This is a genomic window from Robertmurraya massiliosenegalensis JC6 (assembly GCF_000311725.1).
Taxonomy (GTDB): Bacteria; Bacillota; Bacilli; order Bacillales; family Cytobacillaceae; genus Robertmurraya; species Robertmurraya massiliosenegalensis.
Map to the genome: position 1 here is coordinate 40,972 of NZ_HE978518.1, position 17,433 is coordinate 58,404.

The window sequence follows — 17,433 nt, forward strand, 5'->3', positions numbered from 1 at the left end:
TTTATAAATTCCTAGACAAGAACAAAAGCACGGGGCGCCTTGAACATCGCCGTACAAACTCATAGGGCTTGTTCTTTCGATATAGGAAACCTGAATTGCGATGGCTGCTTGCGCTAGACGTAGATACACTTCATAACAAAGTTATACACAACTGCGAAATCTTAAATTTCCTAAAGCACAAGAAACAAGACCAGATCAGTAGCCTGACCTGGTCTTTTTATTGGGTATTCCTTTATATAGTGATAATAGGATTCAAACATGATATTCCAAAATAGCTGATGCAATAAAAAGAATATCTTCTTTAATCGTATTTTTAATCGTCATATCTTGACATTGCTGATACTCGTTTAATAACTGCTGAAGTTCATTTATAAATATTTTAAGTTCTGCATCGGCGTTCATCTGATAATATGCTCCTAGTCATTATTTCGTACAAAGACTTTATACCCATAAATTAAACTTATTAAACGTTGAATGCCATAATTAGAATGTTAGAAATTTTTATAGAAGTTTTACATGCAATTAATATTCCCCATATATGTTCAAATTAAAATAGGTGCTAACGACGTATTAAGGAGGATTATCGATGATTACGAAGTGGGCACAAAATCTGTATCGATATGATTGTGGATTGTTTCATTCCTTAAATTGCCTTTTTGAACGTAAAGTACTCAATATGTTATTTTCACGAATCACTTATTTTGGAGGAGCGACATTTACAATCGCTTTCTGTCTATTTATCATCCTCTTCGTTGAATCTCCGGTAAAGATGTGGGGATTCCAAAGTGGCTTTGCGCTTTTGTCTAGCCACTTAGTCGTCATGCTCATTAAGAAAATCTATCCGAGAGAACGCCCTTATATATCGATAAAAGATGCATTCGTCGATATGAATCCGTTAAAAGACCATTCTTTTCCATCAGGTCATACGACAGCTATTTTTTCAATTATAACGCCATTTATCATTCATCTACCCATCGCTAGTCTATTCCTATATCCAATTGGCTTTACTGTAGGAGCTTCTCGAATTGTATTAGGATTACATTATCCATCCGATGTTCTAGTAGGGGCCCTTATTGGAACTGTTTTCGCGATTCTTTTCGTGACAATCATTTAAGGAGGGAAGAACTGAATGAAAATTGCCATTTTTACTGATACATTTACACCTCAAGTGAATGGAGTTGCATTGACCTTTCAGCGCTTCGTGGACTATTTAGATAAAGAAGGGATTGAATACCGACTGTTCGTTCCCGAAACAGAAGAAACAGATTTATTTTCGAATCAAATATTCAGATTCGCAAGCTATCCGTTTTTCCTGTATCCTGAATGTCGTTTAGCTTTTCCAAATGTTCTTCATATAAAAAAAGAGCTCGAACAGTTTAAACCAGATATCATTCATGTTGCGACACCTTTTAATATTGGGTTAGCAGGAATCTATTATGCTAAGAAACTCGGTATTCCTCTAGTTGGTTCATACCATACCCATTTTGACCGCTATCTGCAATACTATGATTTACAATTTTTATCTAACTTCATATGGAAATACTTACGGTGGTTCCATCGTTCCTTCAAAAAGACATTCGTTCCCTCTTATGAAACAAAAACAGAACTGATCAACAGAGGGTTTTCAAATGTGGATATTTGGAGTAGAGGAGTCGATTGTTCGCTATTTCATCCCCACTTTTCCTCCACTCGGTTAAGAGATCAATACGAAATAACAGAGCCATATATTTTAAGCTACGTTGGTCGCCTTGCTCCTGAAAAAGATCTCGATGTTCTAATGAATATTGCCCATCAATTACCTGCCCATATTAGAAAACAAGTTCATTGGTTGATTGCTGGGAATGGTCCTCTCTATGAAGAGTTACAACAACAAAAACCAGAAAATATGACTTTTACTGGCTATATCAAAGGGGAAAGTCTAGCAGAGCTCTATGCAATCTCCGATCTGTTTGTGTTTCCTTCCAGCACGGAAACATTTGGGAATGTCGTATTGGAGTCATTCGCATGTGGAACTCCAGTTGTTGGAGCAAAGGCAGGTGGTGTTCAAGAAATTATAGAACACGGTCGTACTGGAATGCTCTGTCAACCAGGTAATGTAGAGGAATTTATGGAGAGTATTACGGAATTAGTAAGCAAGAAATCGCTTCTTAAAATGATGAATTTAGAGGCTCGAAACTATGCATTAAGCCAGTCATGGGATCGGATTTTTTCTGATCTCCTCAATCAGTATGAAGATGTAATTACGGAAACGGAAACGAATCGTCTGATTGCTAATATGTAATAGGGAGGGGTATGTTTGAAAAAAAGAGAAATTGCCATTGTGGGCGCCGGTTATGTCGGCTTAGTAACTGCTGTTGCTTTAGCCAAAATCGGACATCACGTAACTTGTATAGATGTTGATAAGCGAAAAATTGATGTGTTACAGGCGGGGCAATCCCCGATTTACGAACCAGGGTTAGAAGCCCTATTACGACAAACCTTGGATAGAAAAAATCTTTCCTTTACGTCAGATCATCACGACGCCCTGATTACAGCAGAACTTATCTTTCTTGCAGTTGGAACTCCATCCAAGAAGGACGGTTCAGTTGATTTGACCTATCTATTGGAGGCTGCAAAAGCAATCAGTTATGCAGCAACAGGTGAAGTAGTCGTCGTCACGAAGAGTACAGTCCCCGTTGGCACTAGTGAAATGGTCAAGAACTACATTGAAGAGCATGCCTTACATGAAGTCAACATTCATGTCGTCTCAAATCCAGAATTTCTTCGCGAAGGGCAAGCTCTTCATGATACATTTCATGCTGAACGCATTGTCATTGGTGCAAATGATGAATACGGTGCAAATCTGTTAATGGAAGTTTATGAAGCTTTCAATATTAACATCATTCGAACCGATCTACGAAGTGCAGAAATGATCAAATATGCGTCCAATGCATTTTTAGCAACGAAAATTAGTTTTATCAATGAAATTGCCAATATTTGCGAAAAACTAAATGCCAATATTGACGATGTCGCCAAAGGAATGGGAAGTGACTCACGAATTGGACATCAGTTTTTAAAAGCAGGGATTGGTTATGGAGGCTCATGCTTTCCTAAAGATACGAATGCTCTTATGCAAATTGCTGGTCATTTAAGTCATGAATTTGAACTTCTTAAATCCGTTATCCATGTCAATAATCGCCAACAAGCGCTTCTTTTTGAAAAAGCAATCGATCGTTTTAGGCATTTAAAAGGGATGAAGGTGGCACTCCTCGGTCTAGCGTTTAAACCCAATACAGATGATATGAGGGAATCACCAGCACTTACTCTTGCGGATAAACTTGTCAAAGAAGGAGCAGAGGTGACAGCCTTCGATCCGATTGCTTATGAAAAAGCAAGAGCAGTGCTCCCAAAAGAGGTAGCGGTTACATCAGATATTCGGCAGGCTCTCTATCATGCCGATTTCGCATTTATCGTGACAGATTGGGATGTCATCAAGGAACTTTCTTTATCCATTTATGAAAAATTTATGAAAAGCCCTGTTATTTTTGATGGTAGAAATTGTTATACACTCGATCAAGCTTCTAAATACGAGATTGAATATCACTCGATAGGGAGACAATCTGTTCGTAATCTATTAGTAGAAGCGCTATCAACGCATTGAATAATAATAAATCAATGAGGACGTTCAAATGGCGTCCTCATTGATTTCGACTGTTTTTGATTGGATTGCGGTATTTTGTATTCTTAATCGTATACGTATCTTTATAGACTTCGAGTATCTTATCATTAGAGTTTAAAGGAAATACGACACTGATATTCATATCATCGACATCACTCGTTTTATAAGCAACAAGATAATTCGAAAGAAATATACAAAGTAGTCCTATTTATTAACGATTGGTTGCAAGTCTTCCTAATGGACCATTTTCCTCAATGATATCGATTAAATCATAGACTGATACTGGAAACATTGGAAAACCAAAAGCATAGGGGGTAATATCATAGAGTTGAAAATAGATAACTAACGTCTTATCCGCAATATAAAAATCCTGGTCTGGTTTAATTTGCGTAAACTCGTTTAGTAAGGAGATTCCTCGCTTCTCAATTTGTTCTTTAATTAAGGTTGAAATCCTATCTACATAAGGACTACCTGGTTTAAAAAGATCGGCTAATGTACAAAGCTTCTCTTTTTGAAGATCAAATGTCAAAGACTTTAGATAAGTCATTCCATGAGCGGCTTGATGATGAAACGTATAATTTGATAATAACAAACTTAAGACTTCTCTTTGATTATTCTTGATTTCGTACGTTCCGAGCATCTCAGTTATTGTAGTAGGCATATTTCCAACTTGGGTATCGATTAACGTTTGAACTGCTTTGACAATCAAATCATTCAAACGTTTCTCAAATATACGATTTCTTATTCCTCTAATTCGCGGATAAAAAACGATCTTTTGAGGCGCTTCTCCGATATGCAATGTATCAACTTTAACGGGAAAATCATGACTCATCTATCTACACCCTTTTTCACAGTATATTAAGATATATGGTTATAGGTTAAAAAAAGGTGCACCCGTCAAAAGATAACGAGTGCACAGTCTGATTTATGATGCTTGCTGTTCATGAAGTGCATGACTTGATTTTTTTCTACCAGGTTTAATATGAAAAATCACATTTAACACAATTGCAGTTAAGCTACCAATTACAATTCCGTTACTTGTTAAAATATGAATTCCTTCAGGAAGGTTATCGAAAATCGCTGGTACAGTTGTCACTCCAAGTCCCATTCCAATCGAACAAGCAACAATTAAAAGATTTTCTTGAGAGTTAAAATCAATCCTGCTTAGCATCTTTATGCCAGCAGCAATGACCATTCCAAACATTGCAACCATTGCGCCACCTAATACAGACGTTGGAATTACTGTTGTAAAGGCGCCAATCTTTGGAACTAATCCAAGGATTACAAGAAATACACCAGCCGTGTAAATGACACTTGTTCGTTTAACACCGGAAAGCTGTATAAGACCGACATTTTGAGAGTAGGTTGTATAAGGAAAAGCATTGAAGAGACCACCTAATACAATCGCCAAGCCTTCTGCACGATATCCTTTCGCTAAATCTTTTTCAGAGATTTTTCTATCTGTAATTTCTCCAAGTACAAAGTAAACCCCAGATGATTCTACTAAACTAATAATGGCAACGATCGTCATCGTAAGAATTGCTGACCATTCAAAAGTTGGTAATCCAAAGTAAAATGGTGCGGGGATATGAAGCCATGATGCTTCAGCTACTTCTGTAAAATCAACCATTCCCATAAAATAAGCAACAATCGTACCAGCTAACAAACCGATTAAAATGGAAATCGAACGGACAAACCCTTTTGTAAATCGATACAATAATAAAATAAATAGAAGAGTAGAGAAGGCAAGTGATATATTAGCTAGAGAGCCGTAGTCAGAACTTCCTTCCCCACCGGCGATGTTATTCATTGCTACAGGAATCAGCGTGATCCCAATAATAGTAACAACAGAACCGGTAACGACAGGGGGAAAAAATTTTACTAGTTTACTAAAAATAGTAGAGATTAACATAACGACTAAACCGGAAACGAGAATCGCTCCATATATAGCGGAAATACCATGTTTTCCTCCTATCGCAATCATCGGTGCAACAGCGGTAAACGTACAACCGAGTACGACTGGTAAGCCAATTCCGAAAAAGCGATTCTTCCATACTTGTAAAAGGGTAGCCACTCCACACATTAAAATATCGATGGACACTAAATACGTAAGCTGAGCTCCTGTTAATCCTAACGCACCACCGACGATGATTGGAACAATGATCGCTCCTGCATACATTGCAAGTACATGTTGAATCCCTAATGACGTTGTTTTGAAAAAGTTTTTATTCATGTTTGAGAAGCCTCCACTTCATCTAAAAATGTAATGCCATCTTCAAGCGAAACGATTCTAGCAAGAGACTCTATCCGAAAACCTTGTTCTCGAAGGAGGCGACCACCATCTTGGAATGATTTTTCAATGACGATTCCGACTCCCGCAATTTCTGCTCCAGCAGCCTTTACAATGTTCACTAAACCTAATGCGGCTTGTCCATTAGCAAGAAAATCATCAATAATTAAAACCTTATCTTCTTTTTGTAAAAATTGATTGGAAACAGAAATTTCATTTGTTTCATTTTTAGTAAAGGAATGAACTTCTGCTGTCAGTAAGTCGTTAACAAGGGTAAGCGATTTTCTTTTTCTTGCAAAAATGACAGGAACTTCTAGTTCTAAAGCAGCCATTAATCCTGGCGCAATCCCAGAAGATTCAATGGTTAATACTTTTGTTATGTTCTCATCTTTAAATTTTCGAGCAAATTCTTTCCCAATCTCAACCATTAGAACTGGATCGATTTGATGATTTAAAAACGAATCTACCTTTAATACCTGTGAGGAAAGAACCTTTCCTTCTGTTCTAATTTTGTCTTTTAATTGTTTCATATTTTTCCTCCTAAAATGTAAAAAAACCTGAACATCATCGCACTCCTCAAACATGAGTGAGCCAATGACCTCCAGGTTATAATAGAAGGATAATGGAATATTTACCAAAAAAAGGTGAGATATTCCCATTGCTCACCCATAGTCAGTATATTTACGGTACACTGGTAGAAACTTGCAGGCCTTATCCCCGCGATTATATGAGTGAATGGATATATTCATATGTACGAAAGTATTATAGGAGGTAAAATGGAATTTGTAAATGGTTGAAGTTGGAATACTGGCATTGTTCGTCCTGTTAAATCATGCTAATAAGTGAGTAATAGAAAGAGTTTTGGAGGTCTTGCAAATGGAAATACGTCAATTAAAATATTTTCTTACAATAGCTAAATGCAAAAGTATTACGAAAGCAGCAGAAATATTGCATGTCTCTCAACCTGCATTGAGTAAAATGATGAAGGGATTAGAAGATGAACTTGGGATGACCTTGCTTCTGCGTTCTAATAAATCAAATGAACTAACCGATGCTGGAGAAATCGTAATGGAATATGCTCAAAAGATTTTTTCGGAAATTGATAATATGACAACGACTTTGAATGACTTAACAAATTTAGAGAGAGGAGAAATAAAGATCGGGTTGCCACCGATCATCGGAAGTCTCTTTTTTCCTAATATCATGGCAGATTTTCATAAAAAGTATCCTAACATAAAAATGAATGTGACAGAATACGGTGCAGCAAAAGTTGTCAAATCTGTTGAAGATGGAGAACTAGATCTGGGCGTTGCTGTTCTCCCGGTAGACGGAAGAATTTATAATATCTATCCGATAGTCGAAGAGCAAATGAAGCTCTTAGTCCATCATGAACATGCTCTAGCTAGCTCAAAGAAAGTACATTTAAAAGAACTAAGAGATGAAGAACTTATCTTTTATCATGAGGATTTTGCATTACATGACATCATGTGGAAGAAATTTATTCAAATAGGGTTTGAACCGAATATTTTATTTAAGAGCTCTCAGTGGGACTTAATGTCTGAAATGGTTGCCGCAAACCTTGGTGTGACGATTTTACCAGAGTCGATTTGTAACCGCGTCACCAATGAGAGGATACGAATTATGGACTTTGTTCCCATAACACCTTGGAACCTTGCCGTCATTACCAAAAAGGATAAATATCTCTCTTATGCAGGAAGAACGTTTATCGATTATATTTCCAATCATTCTTCAACTCGAATTGGATATAACTTTAAGTTATGAAAGGCATAATAAACATGTATTTTACGCATGCTCTAAAAACGTTGTAATATGTTCATATCCATTTAGTAGGAAGGAGCATGCGGATGAAAATCATTATGATTGCCACACAAATTTTATTTATTCATTTGTTTCTGTTCTTAGGCGTTGGCATTAAAGCATTGCTTCCGATTCCCATTCCTGCTTCCATGATCGGACTAGTGCTTCTTTTTTTGGCACTTTGTTTAAAAATCGTAAAAATAGAGTGGGTGGAGAAGGGGGCTACTTGGCTTATCGCAGAACTTCTTCTCTTCTTCGTACCCGCAGCAGTCGGAATTATCAATTATGATGAAATTTTAAGTCTTCAAGGTTTTGAAACATTGCTTTTAATTGGACTTAGTACTTTAATTGTTATGGGCTCAACAGCCTTTATTGCAGATATTATTTTTAAAAAGAAAGATCGTGACCCAGCATGATGTATATAGGTTTGACTGTTATTACTTGTCTCTTTTATTTTTTCACAAAAAAGATGTACCAAAAATATTCAATTGCCATTTTTCATCCACTTTTACTTTGTCCATTTTTATTAATTATAATGATCATACCTCTTCATATATCTGCCGATCAGTACATGGAGAAAACCGCTGCTTTAACTCACTTGTTAGGACCAGCGACAATTGCTTTTGCCATTCCTATATATAAGCATCTTCCGGTTATTAAGAAAAACATTTCCATCATCCTTATCAGCTTAACAGCTGGAACTCTAGTTGCGATCGTTAGTTCATTTACCTTATCATTGATCTTTAATTTAAACTCTAACTTTTTGATAAGTATATTGCCAAGATCGATTACAACTCCGATTGCCATTGAGGTTTCAAAGGATATTGGCGGTTTGCCAACTTTAACAACGGTTTTTGTCATCATTACAGGGATAGTTGGAGGCATTATGGGCCCACATGTAATTAAGAGGCTTTCGATTCAATCTCCATTAGCAAGGGGACTGGCGCTTGGGATGAGTGCCCATGGAGTTGGCACCTCAAAAGCAAGGGAATACGGGGAACAAGAAGCAACTTTTTCCACATTAGCGATGATTTTTGCTGCTTTTATTACGATGATTTGGGCAAAATCGCTTATTCCGGCATTAATTCATCTTACCTCCGTGATCTAAGAAGCAGGAGCACCTTTGCCTCCTGCTTTTGCTACAAGGATCAATAATCCGTTACAATGATATCGCGATCAAGAAATTTCTCAATTTCTTCACTTATCTGGTACGAAATCTGCGGGGAATCATAATTTTCAAATACATATTCACATTCGTTTTTGTAGGTCATAATTTCATCATAATGGGCTAGATGACGTTCAATATCTGACTCATTATCACCACGCTCTTGTTGTCTGCTAATAACCGTATCTCGATTTGCGTAAATGAAGAATCTCATTACACGATCCCCGTATATATTCTTTAATTTTTCTGTCCCTTCTGGATTTAAAGTCAAGTAGACAAGATTGTGATTTTCAAAGGCTTTAACAATATCCGCTTCTCGAATACCATAATAGATGCCATCTATTTCAACAGCTTCTAAAAATTCACCATCATGATTTAACTTCGTAAATGTTTCTTCATCTACAAAATGATAATCTTCCCCATTTGTTTCATAATGGCGAGGGGGACGTGTTGTATAAGACAGCACCGTTTCCATATCAAAAGCCGTCGCAACCATTTTTGCCACTGTTTTCCTTCCAGAACCATCAGGACCAGTATAAATAAATAGCTTTTCTTTTTCCTTAATTTTGTACATAGGCGAACCTCCTTATTCAAGTTATTAGATGTCCATTGCATAAAATCAGTCACCGAGTTTATTCTTATTTATATTGTATCAGAATGTTCGTAAAATTAGAATATTTTGTCAGGAATTCTTATTTTTCACAAAAAAGAAAAACAAATGTACGCAGACATTTGTTTGTTTAATCAGCACCAATCACCACAGGTGGGAATGATAAGTCTCAAAAAAGAGAATTGAATGAACCTATTTTACTTCGCTCTTTGTTGTTTTAATTGGGCCAGTCATCGTTCAACTTGTTACACAATTTTTTTAGAGGCAACAAAAGACATTCCTTAAAGAGAATGTCTTTTGTCATGCCATTACCAAAGCAATTCATATAATGGTCCATTAATGAGATTGGTATCAATCGGACATACGTCTGAATCTCTACCATATTGCCAGCCCCAAACATTCGCTTTACAAGGTGGCTTTCGAGGTCGAAAGTTAGGTGCTCTTCTAGCCTTTGTTATTCCAGACTCTGGCTCAGCACTCCATAGAATCACCTGATTTCCTACTTTACTATCGTTTGCCACAGCTTCACAGTAGCTACGACTGAACGGGCCAGAGACAGGATCATGATAAATCCCAGGTTTATAGCCACTAGTATATATACCATCAACAAAACCTCTAATCCAGCTCTCATCTATATCAAAGTGATTTTCAATATTGGCAAAAACGACTTTGCCATTTGGTACCCCGATTCTCCTTGCTTGATAAATTGTATTTTGAGCAACTACTGCGCCTTCTCTATAACCGATAGCCTGATCGAAATTGCTGTATATGGGAAGGACTTTAGTGCCGCTATTGTGGAGCAAGTGTACTTCTTCTTTTGTTAACACATCCACCTTTCCCGGGATAGGGGCTAAATATCTTCCCCAATAGGTTGGTTTCCCAAAGTTCTTTAGTACACAATCATATAAATCCTTCGATACCATAGTGGCTGAATCCACTCCCCAATAATATGGCAATGTACTATCCCCTTTCTATAGAACTTCTTTAACTATAGATTTTATTCTCATTTCAGCTTGTCATAGACCAATATAATATTTTGAAAATGTTGTCATACAATCTGACACATTAGTTGAAAGTAGAGGAGGATCTGTATACGCTTATACTAATTATTAGAAGGGAGGACGGTCGTATCGAGAAAAAAAGGAAGTCATTCAAGTTTAGAAGGGTTGGAGTATTAAGTATCAGTGCTGCAGCCTCAGCACTGGCGGCTTCATATTTTTATGCATCAAACAAAACTAGAAATAGCAAAGATCAGTACTTTCCATTATCAAGAAATGATAGAGAGGAGAGATCTTAATAAAATAGAAATGGATTCATTATCTTCAAATTTCATGGACCTAACTGTAGTCCTTTTATTTTGAGCATAAAAAAAGGGAGAAACGATTCCCCCGATTATTGATATGGAAATTGCGTAGAGTAATTACTAAATTGCTGGTGAGCTTGATCGATTTTCTGTTGTTCAGCTGCCTCTAATTTATACCAACCTTTTTTAAACATAAGATTAAAAAGTTGTCTTGAACTATGATGCGTTTCTTCTAGCATTTTCAGTAAATCAATGTATAACTGTTCATGACTTGCTTCACGTACAGCAATATTTAAACTGTCTGTTAAATATTTACACGTAGAAAGTCCATCATTCATAAAATCTCTTTCATTCATTTCTGGTGTTTTTACTTTTGGCAATTGACCAGTAGATGGATTCGCTATTTGCTTGTTTTGTTGTTGGTTTTGCATCCATTTTCACCTGCTTTCTTTAATGCTGTTGTCCTTGATTCGGATTCGGTACATTTGCCATGATCGTATTGTTATCCACTTGTAAGTGAGATAGTAAACGTTGATAATGATTTTGATGCATTCTTCCAGCCTGTTCGAATGCTTGCTTAATTTCCTGGTCATTTACTTGCTCGGCATAAAAGTGGAACTTCTTAAAAGCGAGTAATTCCCAAGACATAGCGTCCTTTAAATAAGACAAGTCTTTTGTCGTAATCGCCGGTGGTGGCGAAGACATCGGTGATTGCTGTGAATATTGCATAATCTACTCCTTTATTCGTTTTTTATTGTTATGATAATAAGAAAGGATAGAAAGAATTATACTTCATTTCCCTTTTTCCCATCATTTCCTTTGTCAACTCCAGTTGCATTATTGACGGTTTGAGAGACGAGGTTAAGACCTTGATCCATCGCATTCATAGAATCTGACTTTTGCCCTCGCTTATGTTCTTTCTTCACTTATGTACACCTCCTCATTTCTAGGTTTCCAATAACCAATTAGGTTATTCATATAAGGACATATCTTCTAAAAAACGACAAAATCACATACATATACGATAGTGATGAAATTGTTGCAAGGAGGTATGACGTATGAATTTTGAACAAGAAAGAGCCATTCTATTCGGAGAAAATTTAATTCATTTTGCTAAATATGTTTATCAAAGCAGTGATAAACACATTCTTTATGATCCAGATAAATTTTTCCGGCTTACAAATCTAATAGAAGAATATCGCTTGCAAGTTTTAGGAGCAGAGATTGTACGCATAAATCAATTTAGTTGGGAACCTCGTGAAAGCGAACACTTAATTGAAAGAGCGAGTCAAGCAATCGCTACTATTGATGAATATATCGAAAATAACATGGATGGATTGTTTATTTTTTCTGCCCGTGTTCATACTTTAAAGAAGTATTATTAAAGAGTGTATTTTACCGATTAAAGTTTGAACGTTATAATAAAGGGGATAAAGAAGTCAAAGGGGAAAATTTGCTTGAACACTAAACGTATCACTTTTATTATTCCAATCATGATTGTTGTTGGAGTGGTATCTATTTGGATGCTACAAACAGGCTATTCCGAAATCGACTTTTCCATTAGAATGATTATTACTCTCGGAGCGGTCATTTTTTCTGGAATTATTTCCTATTTTCTCTTTCCTGAGAATGAAGGCAATAAACGAGGATGAAATCTATTGGTTTCATCTTTTTTTGTTTTATCAAATGCGGAACAGTAGAAAATAAGAAAAGATTTTTGTACACTTATGTCTAGCGCAGGGAAAAAGAGAGGATGTTAGTATGTTTAATTTTGCAAATATCGATTGGGACAGTTTGTTCATTAAAGGCGGAATGATAGTCCTACAAATAATTGGCGTATTGATTGCCTATTGGCTCATTAGACGAATTATTCGAAAAATCCTTGATCGTACATTTCAAAATGTCATGAAGCGTCAAGATATAAGTGAAGGTCGAGCATTAACATTGCATCGATTAACTGAAAATATTTGTTCATATGCATTGATTTTTGTTCTTATCCTTACTGTATTTAGTATTCTTAACATCCCTATCGCAAGTTTACTCGCTGGTGCTGGTATTGTTGGACTAGCAGTTGGTTTTGGCGCACAGGGCCTTGTTAGTGACGTCGTGACAGGCTTCTTCCTGCTATTAGAAAAACAAATCGATGTCAATGATTACGTCACTGTTGGCAACTATGATGGAATTGTCGAAGCGGTAGGATTGAGAACAACGCAAATTCGTAGCTTCGATGGGACACTACACTATATTCCGAATCGTGAAATTACGAGTTTAAGCAACCATTCTCGCGGAAATATGCGTGCGTTGGTTGATATCGGAATTTCTTATGCAGATGATATAGATAAGGCAGTTGATGTGATGCAGCGAGCGTGTGAAAGAGTTGCAGAAGTGACACCAACGATTGTAGAAGGACCAAATGTTCTTGGTGTACAAGCCTTTGGCACATCTGATGTCATTCTGCGTGTTATTGCAAAAACAGTAAACGGAGAGCAATGGACAGTAGAACGATTATTAAGAAAAGCAATCAAAGAAGCATTTGATGAAAATGGGATTGAAATCCCATTCCCGCATCAAGTATTTATTCAAAGAAATGCTGATACACAACAAAAATCATTAGGGTAATCGTAATAAAGCCGCTCAACCTTTTAGTGGCGGCTCTTTATACCCTATAGAAATTTCTTAATATTTAAAATCACTTGTAAATGCATGCCCTCATGGAAGATCGTGCGAATGAGCACCTGTTCAATTGTGTGCATTCCCATTTCTGTCGCTTCAAACACTTCTTCTAGTCGGTCACCGAATCGATTCCTTATTTCATTTGGTTGGTTTTGTAAAAGTATCTTTAATTCTTCTAACTTTGGCGTTTCAGACGTAAAATTACTAGGGGATGTTCCGTAACCAAACCACTTATGAAAGCCTGCAGGCACGTCTGCTTTTTCCTTTGTAACAGCCTGAATCCAGAGATATTGATCTAAATAAATATGTCCTAAATTCCAACGAATATTATTGTTAAAACCTGGTGGAATGAACTCCGCTTTCTTCTCATTCACATCCTTAATTGCTTCTAAAATCTCAGAACGATATGTTTCTAATTGATTGAATAGTATTTCTTGTCTCTTATTCACGATCTTCTCTCTCCTTATAATGTTTTCATCAAAAGAATACGAGATATATTTGAAAAATCCTGCTCCATTTTCGCCATTATCTTAATTCTTGGACAATTTTATTTTGTTTTGGAATAATAGAAGTAGCTAAACATTAAAAATAAAGGAGTGCAGCGAGTGACAACAACATACAAATCAAGGGCAGATGTCCCTTTAGAAGAAAAGTGGAATTTAGAAGATCTCTACGTCAGTCTTCAAAAATGGGAAGAGGACTTACAAGCGATAGACAAAACTGCAGTGGAATTAAAAACTTTTGATGGCAATATACATAACGGAACCCAGTTGTTTCAATTTTTAAAAAAGCAAGAGGAATTATCCTTTAAGTTCAACCATGTGTTTGCTTATGCCATGTTAAAGGTCGATGAGGATACTCGTGATACAGCATCTCAATCATTAATTGACCGGGCGAGAGCCTTAAGTGTAAAAGTTAGTTCTGCAACGTCATTCTTTATGCCGTTCTTGCTTGGTCTAAATGAAGAAACGTTAAAAAAATATATTGCTGAAGAAGAAGGATTAGCTTATTTCGAGGAGGATTTATTTGAATCATTTCGCTACAAAAAGCATGTTCTGAGCAAAGAGCAAGAGGCCATTATGTCTCAGCTTGGTGAAGCATTATCCGCACCAGCAAATACATATGGAATGATCAATAACGCCGATATTAAATTTGGAGAAGTGACCAATGATAAAGGGGAAAAAATTGAACTGACACGGGGGATGTATTCAAAACGAATTGAAGATGAAGACCGAGAGAAAAGAAGAGAGGCTTACAGAGCTTACTACAAACCTTATCTTCAAATGAAAAACTCAATCGCTTCAACTTTATCAGCTGCCATTAAAAATAATGTCACTACCTCAAAAATCCGCCACTATCCGTCGGCACTTGAAAAAGGATTGTTTGCTGATAATGTTCCAAAAGCGGTATATGAGAATGTAATACAGGCAACGAAAGAAAACATTGCTCCATTACACCAGTATTCTCAATTACGAAAGGAAATACTTGGGCTAGATGAGCTAAGACAATATGATATGAATGTTCCACTGGTAAGCGGTGTTAAGCAAGATATTCCTTTTGATAAAGCTTATGAAGTGATGTTAAAGGCTTTAGCACCACTAGGTGAAGATTATATTCATACATTGAAGGATTTCAAGAAGTCTCGGTACTTTGATGTGAGAGAAACTCCAGGTAAACGTTCAGGCGCTTATAATCTCGGAGTATACGGTGTTCACCCATTTATTCTTTTAAATCATCAAGATGATCTGGATAGCTTATTTACGCTCGTCCATGAATGTGGTCATGGAGTTCATAGCAAATTAAGCTCCCAATATCAGCCGCAAATTACGGCACGTTATAGTATATTCGTCGCTGAAGTTGCTTCCACTGTTAATGAAGTATTGCTAATTAATTATTTGCTTGAAAACGAAAAAGATGAAAAAATGAAGCGTCACCTTCTCAATCATTTTATCGATAAATTTAGAGGGACATTCTTCACACAAGTAATGTTTGCCGAATTCGAAAAGTTAACACATGAAAAAGCCGAACAAGGTGAACCTTTAAATGTTGAGATTTTTAATGCTATTTATGAAACCTTATTAAAAGAATACTATGGCGAAGCAATCATACTTGACGAAGAAGTTAAATATGGGTGGGCAAGAATTCCACATTTTTATCGACCATTCTATGTTTATAAGTATGCGACAGGATTTGCATCAGCGATTCATATTGCGACAAATCTTTTAGAAGGAAAGGAAGACTTCTTACATTCTTATTTAGAATTCTTAAAAAGCGGCAGCTCTGATTATCCATTAGAACTATTGAAGAAAACAGGCGTCGACTTAACATCTCAAGAACCGATCAAGAATTCTTTGGTGAAATTTAAGGAGCTAATTGAAGAATTTGCTTCTTTATAAAATGGGAAAACAGCCGAATTTGAAATCCTTTGGCTGTTTTCTTTCTTTCGAACGGAGGGGTAACTTGTTCTTAAATATCATTTTTTCGATTATCTTTATCGTAAGTGTCTACTCCATTATTCAATATCGCCAAAACTTACGTGTTGCAGCCAGCAGGTCAAAGGATGCTCTTTTTCCTAAAGATCAGACGGAAATGGATGGAATTCTTATTCCACCGGAGTGGAAGAGGATGGAACCCTTATCGAAACATACGAGGTCCTATCAACATGTTAAATGGGCAACCATTATAGCACTCGTTTTGTTGACAGTCCTATTAACATTTGCACTTACTACGGACATCCTTCATTCATCATTCTTAAGCTTTGCTTATTTATTTTTTACCTTCATAAAATTCATTAAGCATAAAGGAAACCTCTATATCTTATCGGATGGATTAATTTTGAATGGGAAATTTTATTCTATATATCAAATTAAATATTTTGAAACCGAACAAATTATTCGTTGGCATGAATTATACGGACTAGATAATCGGCTCAATAATCGTTATAAATTAAGTTTTACAATCAAACATCAATTAACTTCACCTTTCTTTGTTATAGAAAGTGAGGATCAACTAAATCGCATCGTTTCCATCCTTAGTGAACACGGAATATCTCGAAGTGTTGATAATGATCCGAGTAAGGTTACGAGTGAGCAATTGCATAATAACTAATCTCCTTCATCGAAGGAAAATACAATCCATGTTATACTAACCTTCAGAAAGCATGAGGGGAAAATCAATGGCTAAAGAGAAAAAATATGAAAAAGATTTATTTCCACCCGTACAAAAGTATTTTTCTAAACTCAAATACGAGGTTTATGGAGAAGTAAACGACTGCGATGTCGTAGCCGTTAAAGAAGATGAATTGATTATTATAGAATTAAAATTACATTTCAACAGCGATTTACTGATTCAAGCAACGAACCGACAGCGTCTTACAGATCAAGTATATATCGCTATTCCAAAACCACGTTTTAAACGAAACTCAAAAAAATGGCATGATATGTGCCATCTATTAAAGAGATTAGAACTTGGTTTGATAGTCGTAACTTTTTTAAAGAATGATGCAAAACTGGAAGTAATAATAGAGCCAGGTCCATATGATCGAAAAAGTAGTATTCAAAGCTATAAGAAAAGACGCCAAAAGCTATTAGAAGAGATTAAAGGAAGAAATATAAACGATAATATTGGCGGTAGCAATCAAACGAAAATCATGACTGCCTATAAGGAAAATTGTATTCAGATTGCAACTTACTTCCTTCACCACGGGCCATTATCACCGAAAAAGCTGAGACAATTGGGAACAGGGGAGAAGACATTATCGATTTTATATCAAAACCATTACGGCTGGTTCAGAAGAATTGAAAGAGGAGTCTATGATCTTAGTGAGATAGGAAAAAAAGAACTCACCAGCTATCCAAAGGTTGTAGACTACTACACAACCTTGATTGCACAAGTTAATGAATAAAAGCTAGTCTGA

Annotated in this window: 22 protein-coding genes and 1 riboswitch; of the genes, 12 read left to right on the forward strand and 10 right to left on the reverse strand. The window is 36.3% G+C overall.

Translation table 11 applies throughout. The features are described 5' to 3' along the window. Positions 1-252 precede the first annotated feature (252 nt). Positions 253-402 (reverse strand): hypothetical protein, encoded by a 150-nt coding sequence (locus tag BMSHG_RS28325; protein WP_019156695.1) that lies wholly within the window; start codon positions 400-402, stop codon positions 253-255. 184 nt (positions 403-586) lie between these two features. On the opposite strand from BMSHG_RS28325, the gene BMSHG_RS22395 reads away from it, so the two are divergent. The 3 genes from BMSHG_RS22395 to BMSHG_RS22405 are packed head-to-tail and all read left to right on the forward strand — an operon-like array spanning position 587 to position 3,640. After that, positions 587-1,114 (forward strand): phosphatase PAP2 family protein, encoded by a 528-nt coding sequence (locus BMSHG_RS22395; RefSeq protein WP_019156696.1) that lies wholly within the window; start codon positions 587-589, stop codon positions 1,112-1,114. A gap of 15 nt (positions 1,115-1,129) precedes the next feature. After that, on the forward strand, positions 1,130-2,281 hold the full coding sequence (locus tag BMSHG_RS22400; RefSeq protein WP_019156697.1) for a glycosyltransferase family 4 protein: 1,152 nt from the start codon (positions 1,130-1,132) through the stop codon (positions 2,279-2,281). Positions 2,282-2,296: 15 nt separating this feature from the next. Continuing rightward, entirely contained in the window at positions 2,297-3,640 is a 1,344-nt protein-coding gene (locus BMSHG_RS22405) for a UDP-glucose dehydrogenase family protein (RefSeq protein ID WP_019156698.1), read from the forward strand. 229 nt (positions 3,641-3,869) lie between these two features. Here the strand turns inward: BMSHG_RS22405 and BMSHG_RS22410 are convergent, their stop codons facing one another. The 3 genes from BMSHG_RS22410 to BMSHG_RS22420 all read right to left on the reverse strand — a co-directional run bounded on the left by BMSHG_RS22410 (position 3,870) and on the right by BMSHG_RS22420 (position 6,478). Continuing rightward, the gene (locus BMSHG_RS22410) at positions 3,870-4,490 is read right to left on the reverse strand and encodes a DUF3298 and DUF4163 domain-containing protein (RefSeq protein ID WP_019156699.1); all 621 of its coding nucleotides are present in this window, start codon (positions 4,488-4,490) and stop codon (positions 3,870-3,872) included. 93 nt (positions 4,491-4,583) lie between these two features. After that, positions 4,584-5,891 carry a nucleobase:cation symporter-2 family protein gene (locus BMSHG_RS22415; RefSeq protein WP_019156700.1) on the reverse strand — a complete coding sequence of 436 codons (1,308 nt, stop codon included), beginning with the start codon at positions 5,889-5,891 and terminating at the stop codon, positions 4,584-4,586. Further along, positions 5,888-6,478: a xanthine phosphoribosyltransferase gene (locus BMSHG_RS22420; RefSeq protein WP_019156701.1), complete on the reverse strand. Its 591-nt coding sequence runs from the start codon at positions 6,476-6,478 to the stop codon at positions 5,888-5,890. Before BMSHG_RS22420 ends, BMSHG_RS22415 begins: the two co-directional genes overlap by 4 nt. 119 nt (positions 6,479-6,597) lie before the next feature. Further along, positions 6,598-6,699: riboswitch (purine riboswitch) on the reverse strand. A gap of 125 nt (positions 6,700-6,824) precedes the next feature. Here BMSHG_RS22420 and BMSHG_RS22425 point away from each other — a divergent pair. The 3 genes from BMSHG_RS22425 (at position 6,825) to BMSHG_RS22435 (ending at position 8,874) form a co-directional block, all read left to right on the forward strand. Further along, positions 6,825-7,730, forward strand: coding sequence for a LysR family transcriptional regulator (locus tag BMSHG_RS22425; protein WP_019156702.1), 906 nt, complete (start codon positions 6,825-6,827; stop codon positions 7,728-7,730). 83 nt (positions 7,731-7,813) lie between these two features. Further along, positions 7,814-8,182: a CidA/LrgA family protein gene (locus tag BMSHG_RS22430; protein ID WP_019156703.1), complete on the forward strand. Its 369-nt coding sequence runs from the start codon at positions 7,814-7,816 to the stop codon at positions 8,180-8,182. A gap of 11 nt (positions 8,183-8,193) precedes the next feature. After that, a complete protein-coding gene (locus tag BMSHG_RS22435) occupies positions 8,194-8,874 on the forward strand; it encodes an LrgB family protein (protein WP_235776437.1) in 681 nt (226 codons plus the stop codon). A 40-nt stretch (positions 8,875-8,914) separates the two neighbouring features. Here the strand turns inward: BMSHG_RS22435 and BMSHG_RS22440 are convergent, their stop codons facing one another. From BMSHG_RS22440 to BMSHG_RS28785, 5 genes are all read right to left on the reverse strand, one after another. After that, positions 8,915-9,505 (reverse strand): guanylate kinase, encoded by a 591-nt coding sequence (locus BMSHG_RS22440; protein WP_019156705.1) that lies wholly within the window; start codon positions 9,503-9,505, stop codon positions 8,915-8,917. Between the two features lie 344 nt (positions 9,506-9,849). Continuing rightward, positions 9,850-10,497 (reverse strand): glycoside hydrolase domain-containing protein, encoded by a 648-nt coding sequence (locus tag BMSHG_RS22445; RefSeq protein WP_019156706.1) that lies wholly within the window; start codon positions 10,495-10,497, stop codon positions 9,850-9,852. A gap of 436 nt (positions 10,498-10,933) precedes the next feature. Beyond that, positions 10,934-11,275: a spore coat protein gene (locus tag BMSHG_RS22455; RefSeq protein WP_019156708.1), complete on the reverse strand. Its 342-nt coding sequence runs from the start codon at positions 11,273-11,275 to the stop codon at positions 10,934-10,936. Positions 11,276-11,294: 19 nt separating this feature from the next. After that, the gene (locus tag BMSHG_RS22460) at positions 11,295-11,573 is read right to left on the reverse strand and encodes a ferritin-like domain-containing protein (protein ID WP_019156709.1); all 279 of its coding nucleotides are present in this window, start codon (positions 11,571-11,573) and stop codon (positions 11,295-11,297) included. Positions 11,574-11,629: 56 nt separating this feature from the next. Continuing rightward, positions 11,630-11,770: a hypothetical protein gene (locus tag BMSHG_RS28785; RefSeq protein ID WP_019156710.1), complete on the reverse strand. Its 141-nt coding sequence runs from the start codon at positions 11,768-11,770 to the stop codon at positions 11,630-11,632. Between the two features lie 132 nt (positions 11,771-11,902). On the opposite strand from BMSHG_RS28785, the gene BMSHG_RS22470 reads away from it, so the two are divergent. From BMSHG_RS22470 to BMSHG_RS22480, 3 genes are all read left to right on the forward strand, one after another. Then, the gene (locus tag BMSHG_RS22470) at positions 11,903-12,229 is read left to right on the forward strand and encodes a hypothetical protein (protein ID WP_019156711.1); all 327 of its coding nucleotides are present in this window, start codon (positions 11,903-11,905) and stop codon (positions 12,227-12,229) included. Between the two features lie 72 nt (positions 12,230-12,301). Continuing rightward, a complete protein-coding gene (locus BMSHG_RS22475; protein ID WP_019156712.1) occupies positions 12,302-12,496 on the forward strand; it encodes a hypothetical protein in 195 nt (64 codons plus the stop codon). A 109-nt stretch (positions 12,497-12,605) separates the two neighbouring features. Continuing rightward, entirely contained in the window at positions 12,606-13,463 is an 858-nt protein-coding gene (locus tag BMSHG_RS22480) for a mechanosensitive ion channel family protein (RefSeq protein ID WP_019156713.1), read from the forward strand. 44 nt (positions 13,464-13,507) lie between these two features. Here BMSHG_RS22480 and BMSHG_RS22485 read toward each other — a convergent pair whose 3' ends face one another. Beyond that, positions 13,508-13,966, reverse strand: coding sequence for a DinB family protein (locus BMSHG_RS22485; protein WP_019156714.1), 459 nt, complete (start codon positions 13,964-13,966; stop codon positions 13,508-13,510). A 156-nt stretch (positions 13,967-14,122) separates the two neighbouring features. Here BMSHG_RS22485 and pepF point away from each other — a divergent pair, with 156 nt between their 5' ends. The 3 genes from pepF (at position 14,123) to BMSHG_RS22500 (ending at position 17,421) form a co-directional block, all read left to right on the forward strand. Next, positions 14,123-15,913 (forward strand): oligoendopeptidase F, encoded by a 1,791-nt coding sequence (gene pepF / locus BMSHG_RS22490; protein ID WP_019156715.1) that lies wholly within the window; start codon positions 14,123-14,125, stop codon positions 15,911-15,913. 64 nt (positions 15,914-15,977) lie between these two features. Continuing rightward, positions 15,978-16,625, forward strand: coding sequence for a hypothetical protein (locus tag BMSHG_RS22495; protein ID WP_148347026.1), 648 nt, complete (start codon positions 15,978-15,980; stop codon positions 16,623-16,625). Between the two features lie 67 nt (positions 16,626-16,692). Continuing rightward, the gene (locus tag BMSHG_RS22500; protein ID WP_019156717.1) at positions 16,693-17,421 is read left to right on the forward strand and encodes a DUF2161 domain-containing phosphodiesterase; all 729 of its coding nucleotides are present in this window, start codon (positions 16,693-16,695) and stop codon (positions 17,419-17,421) included. Positions 17,422-17,433: the final 12 nt, after the last annotated feature.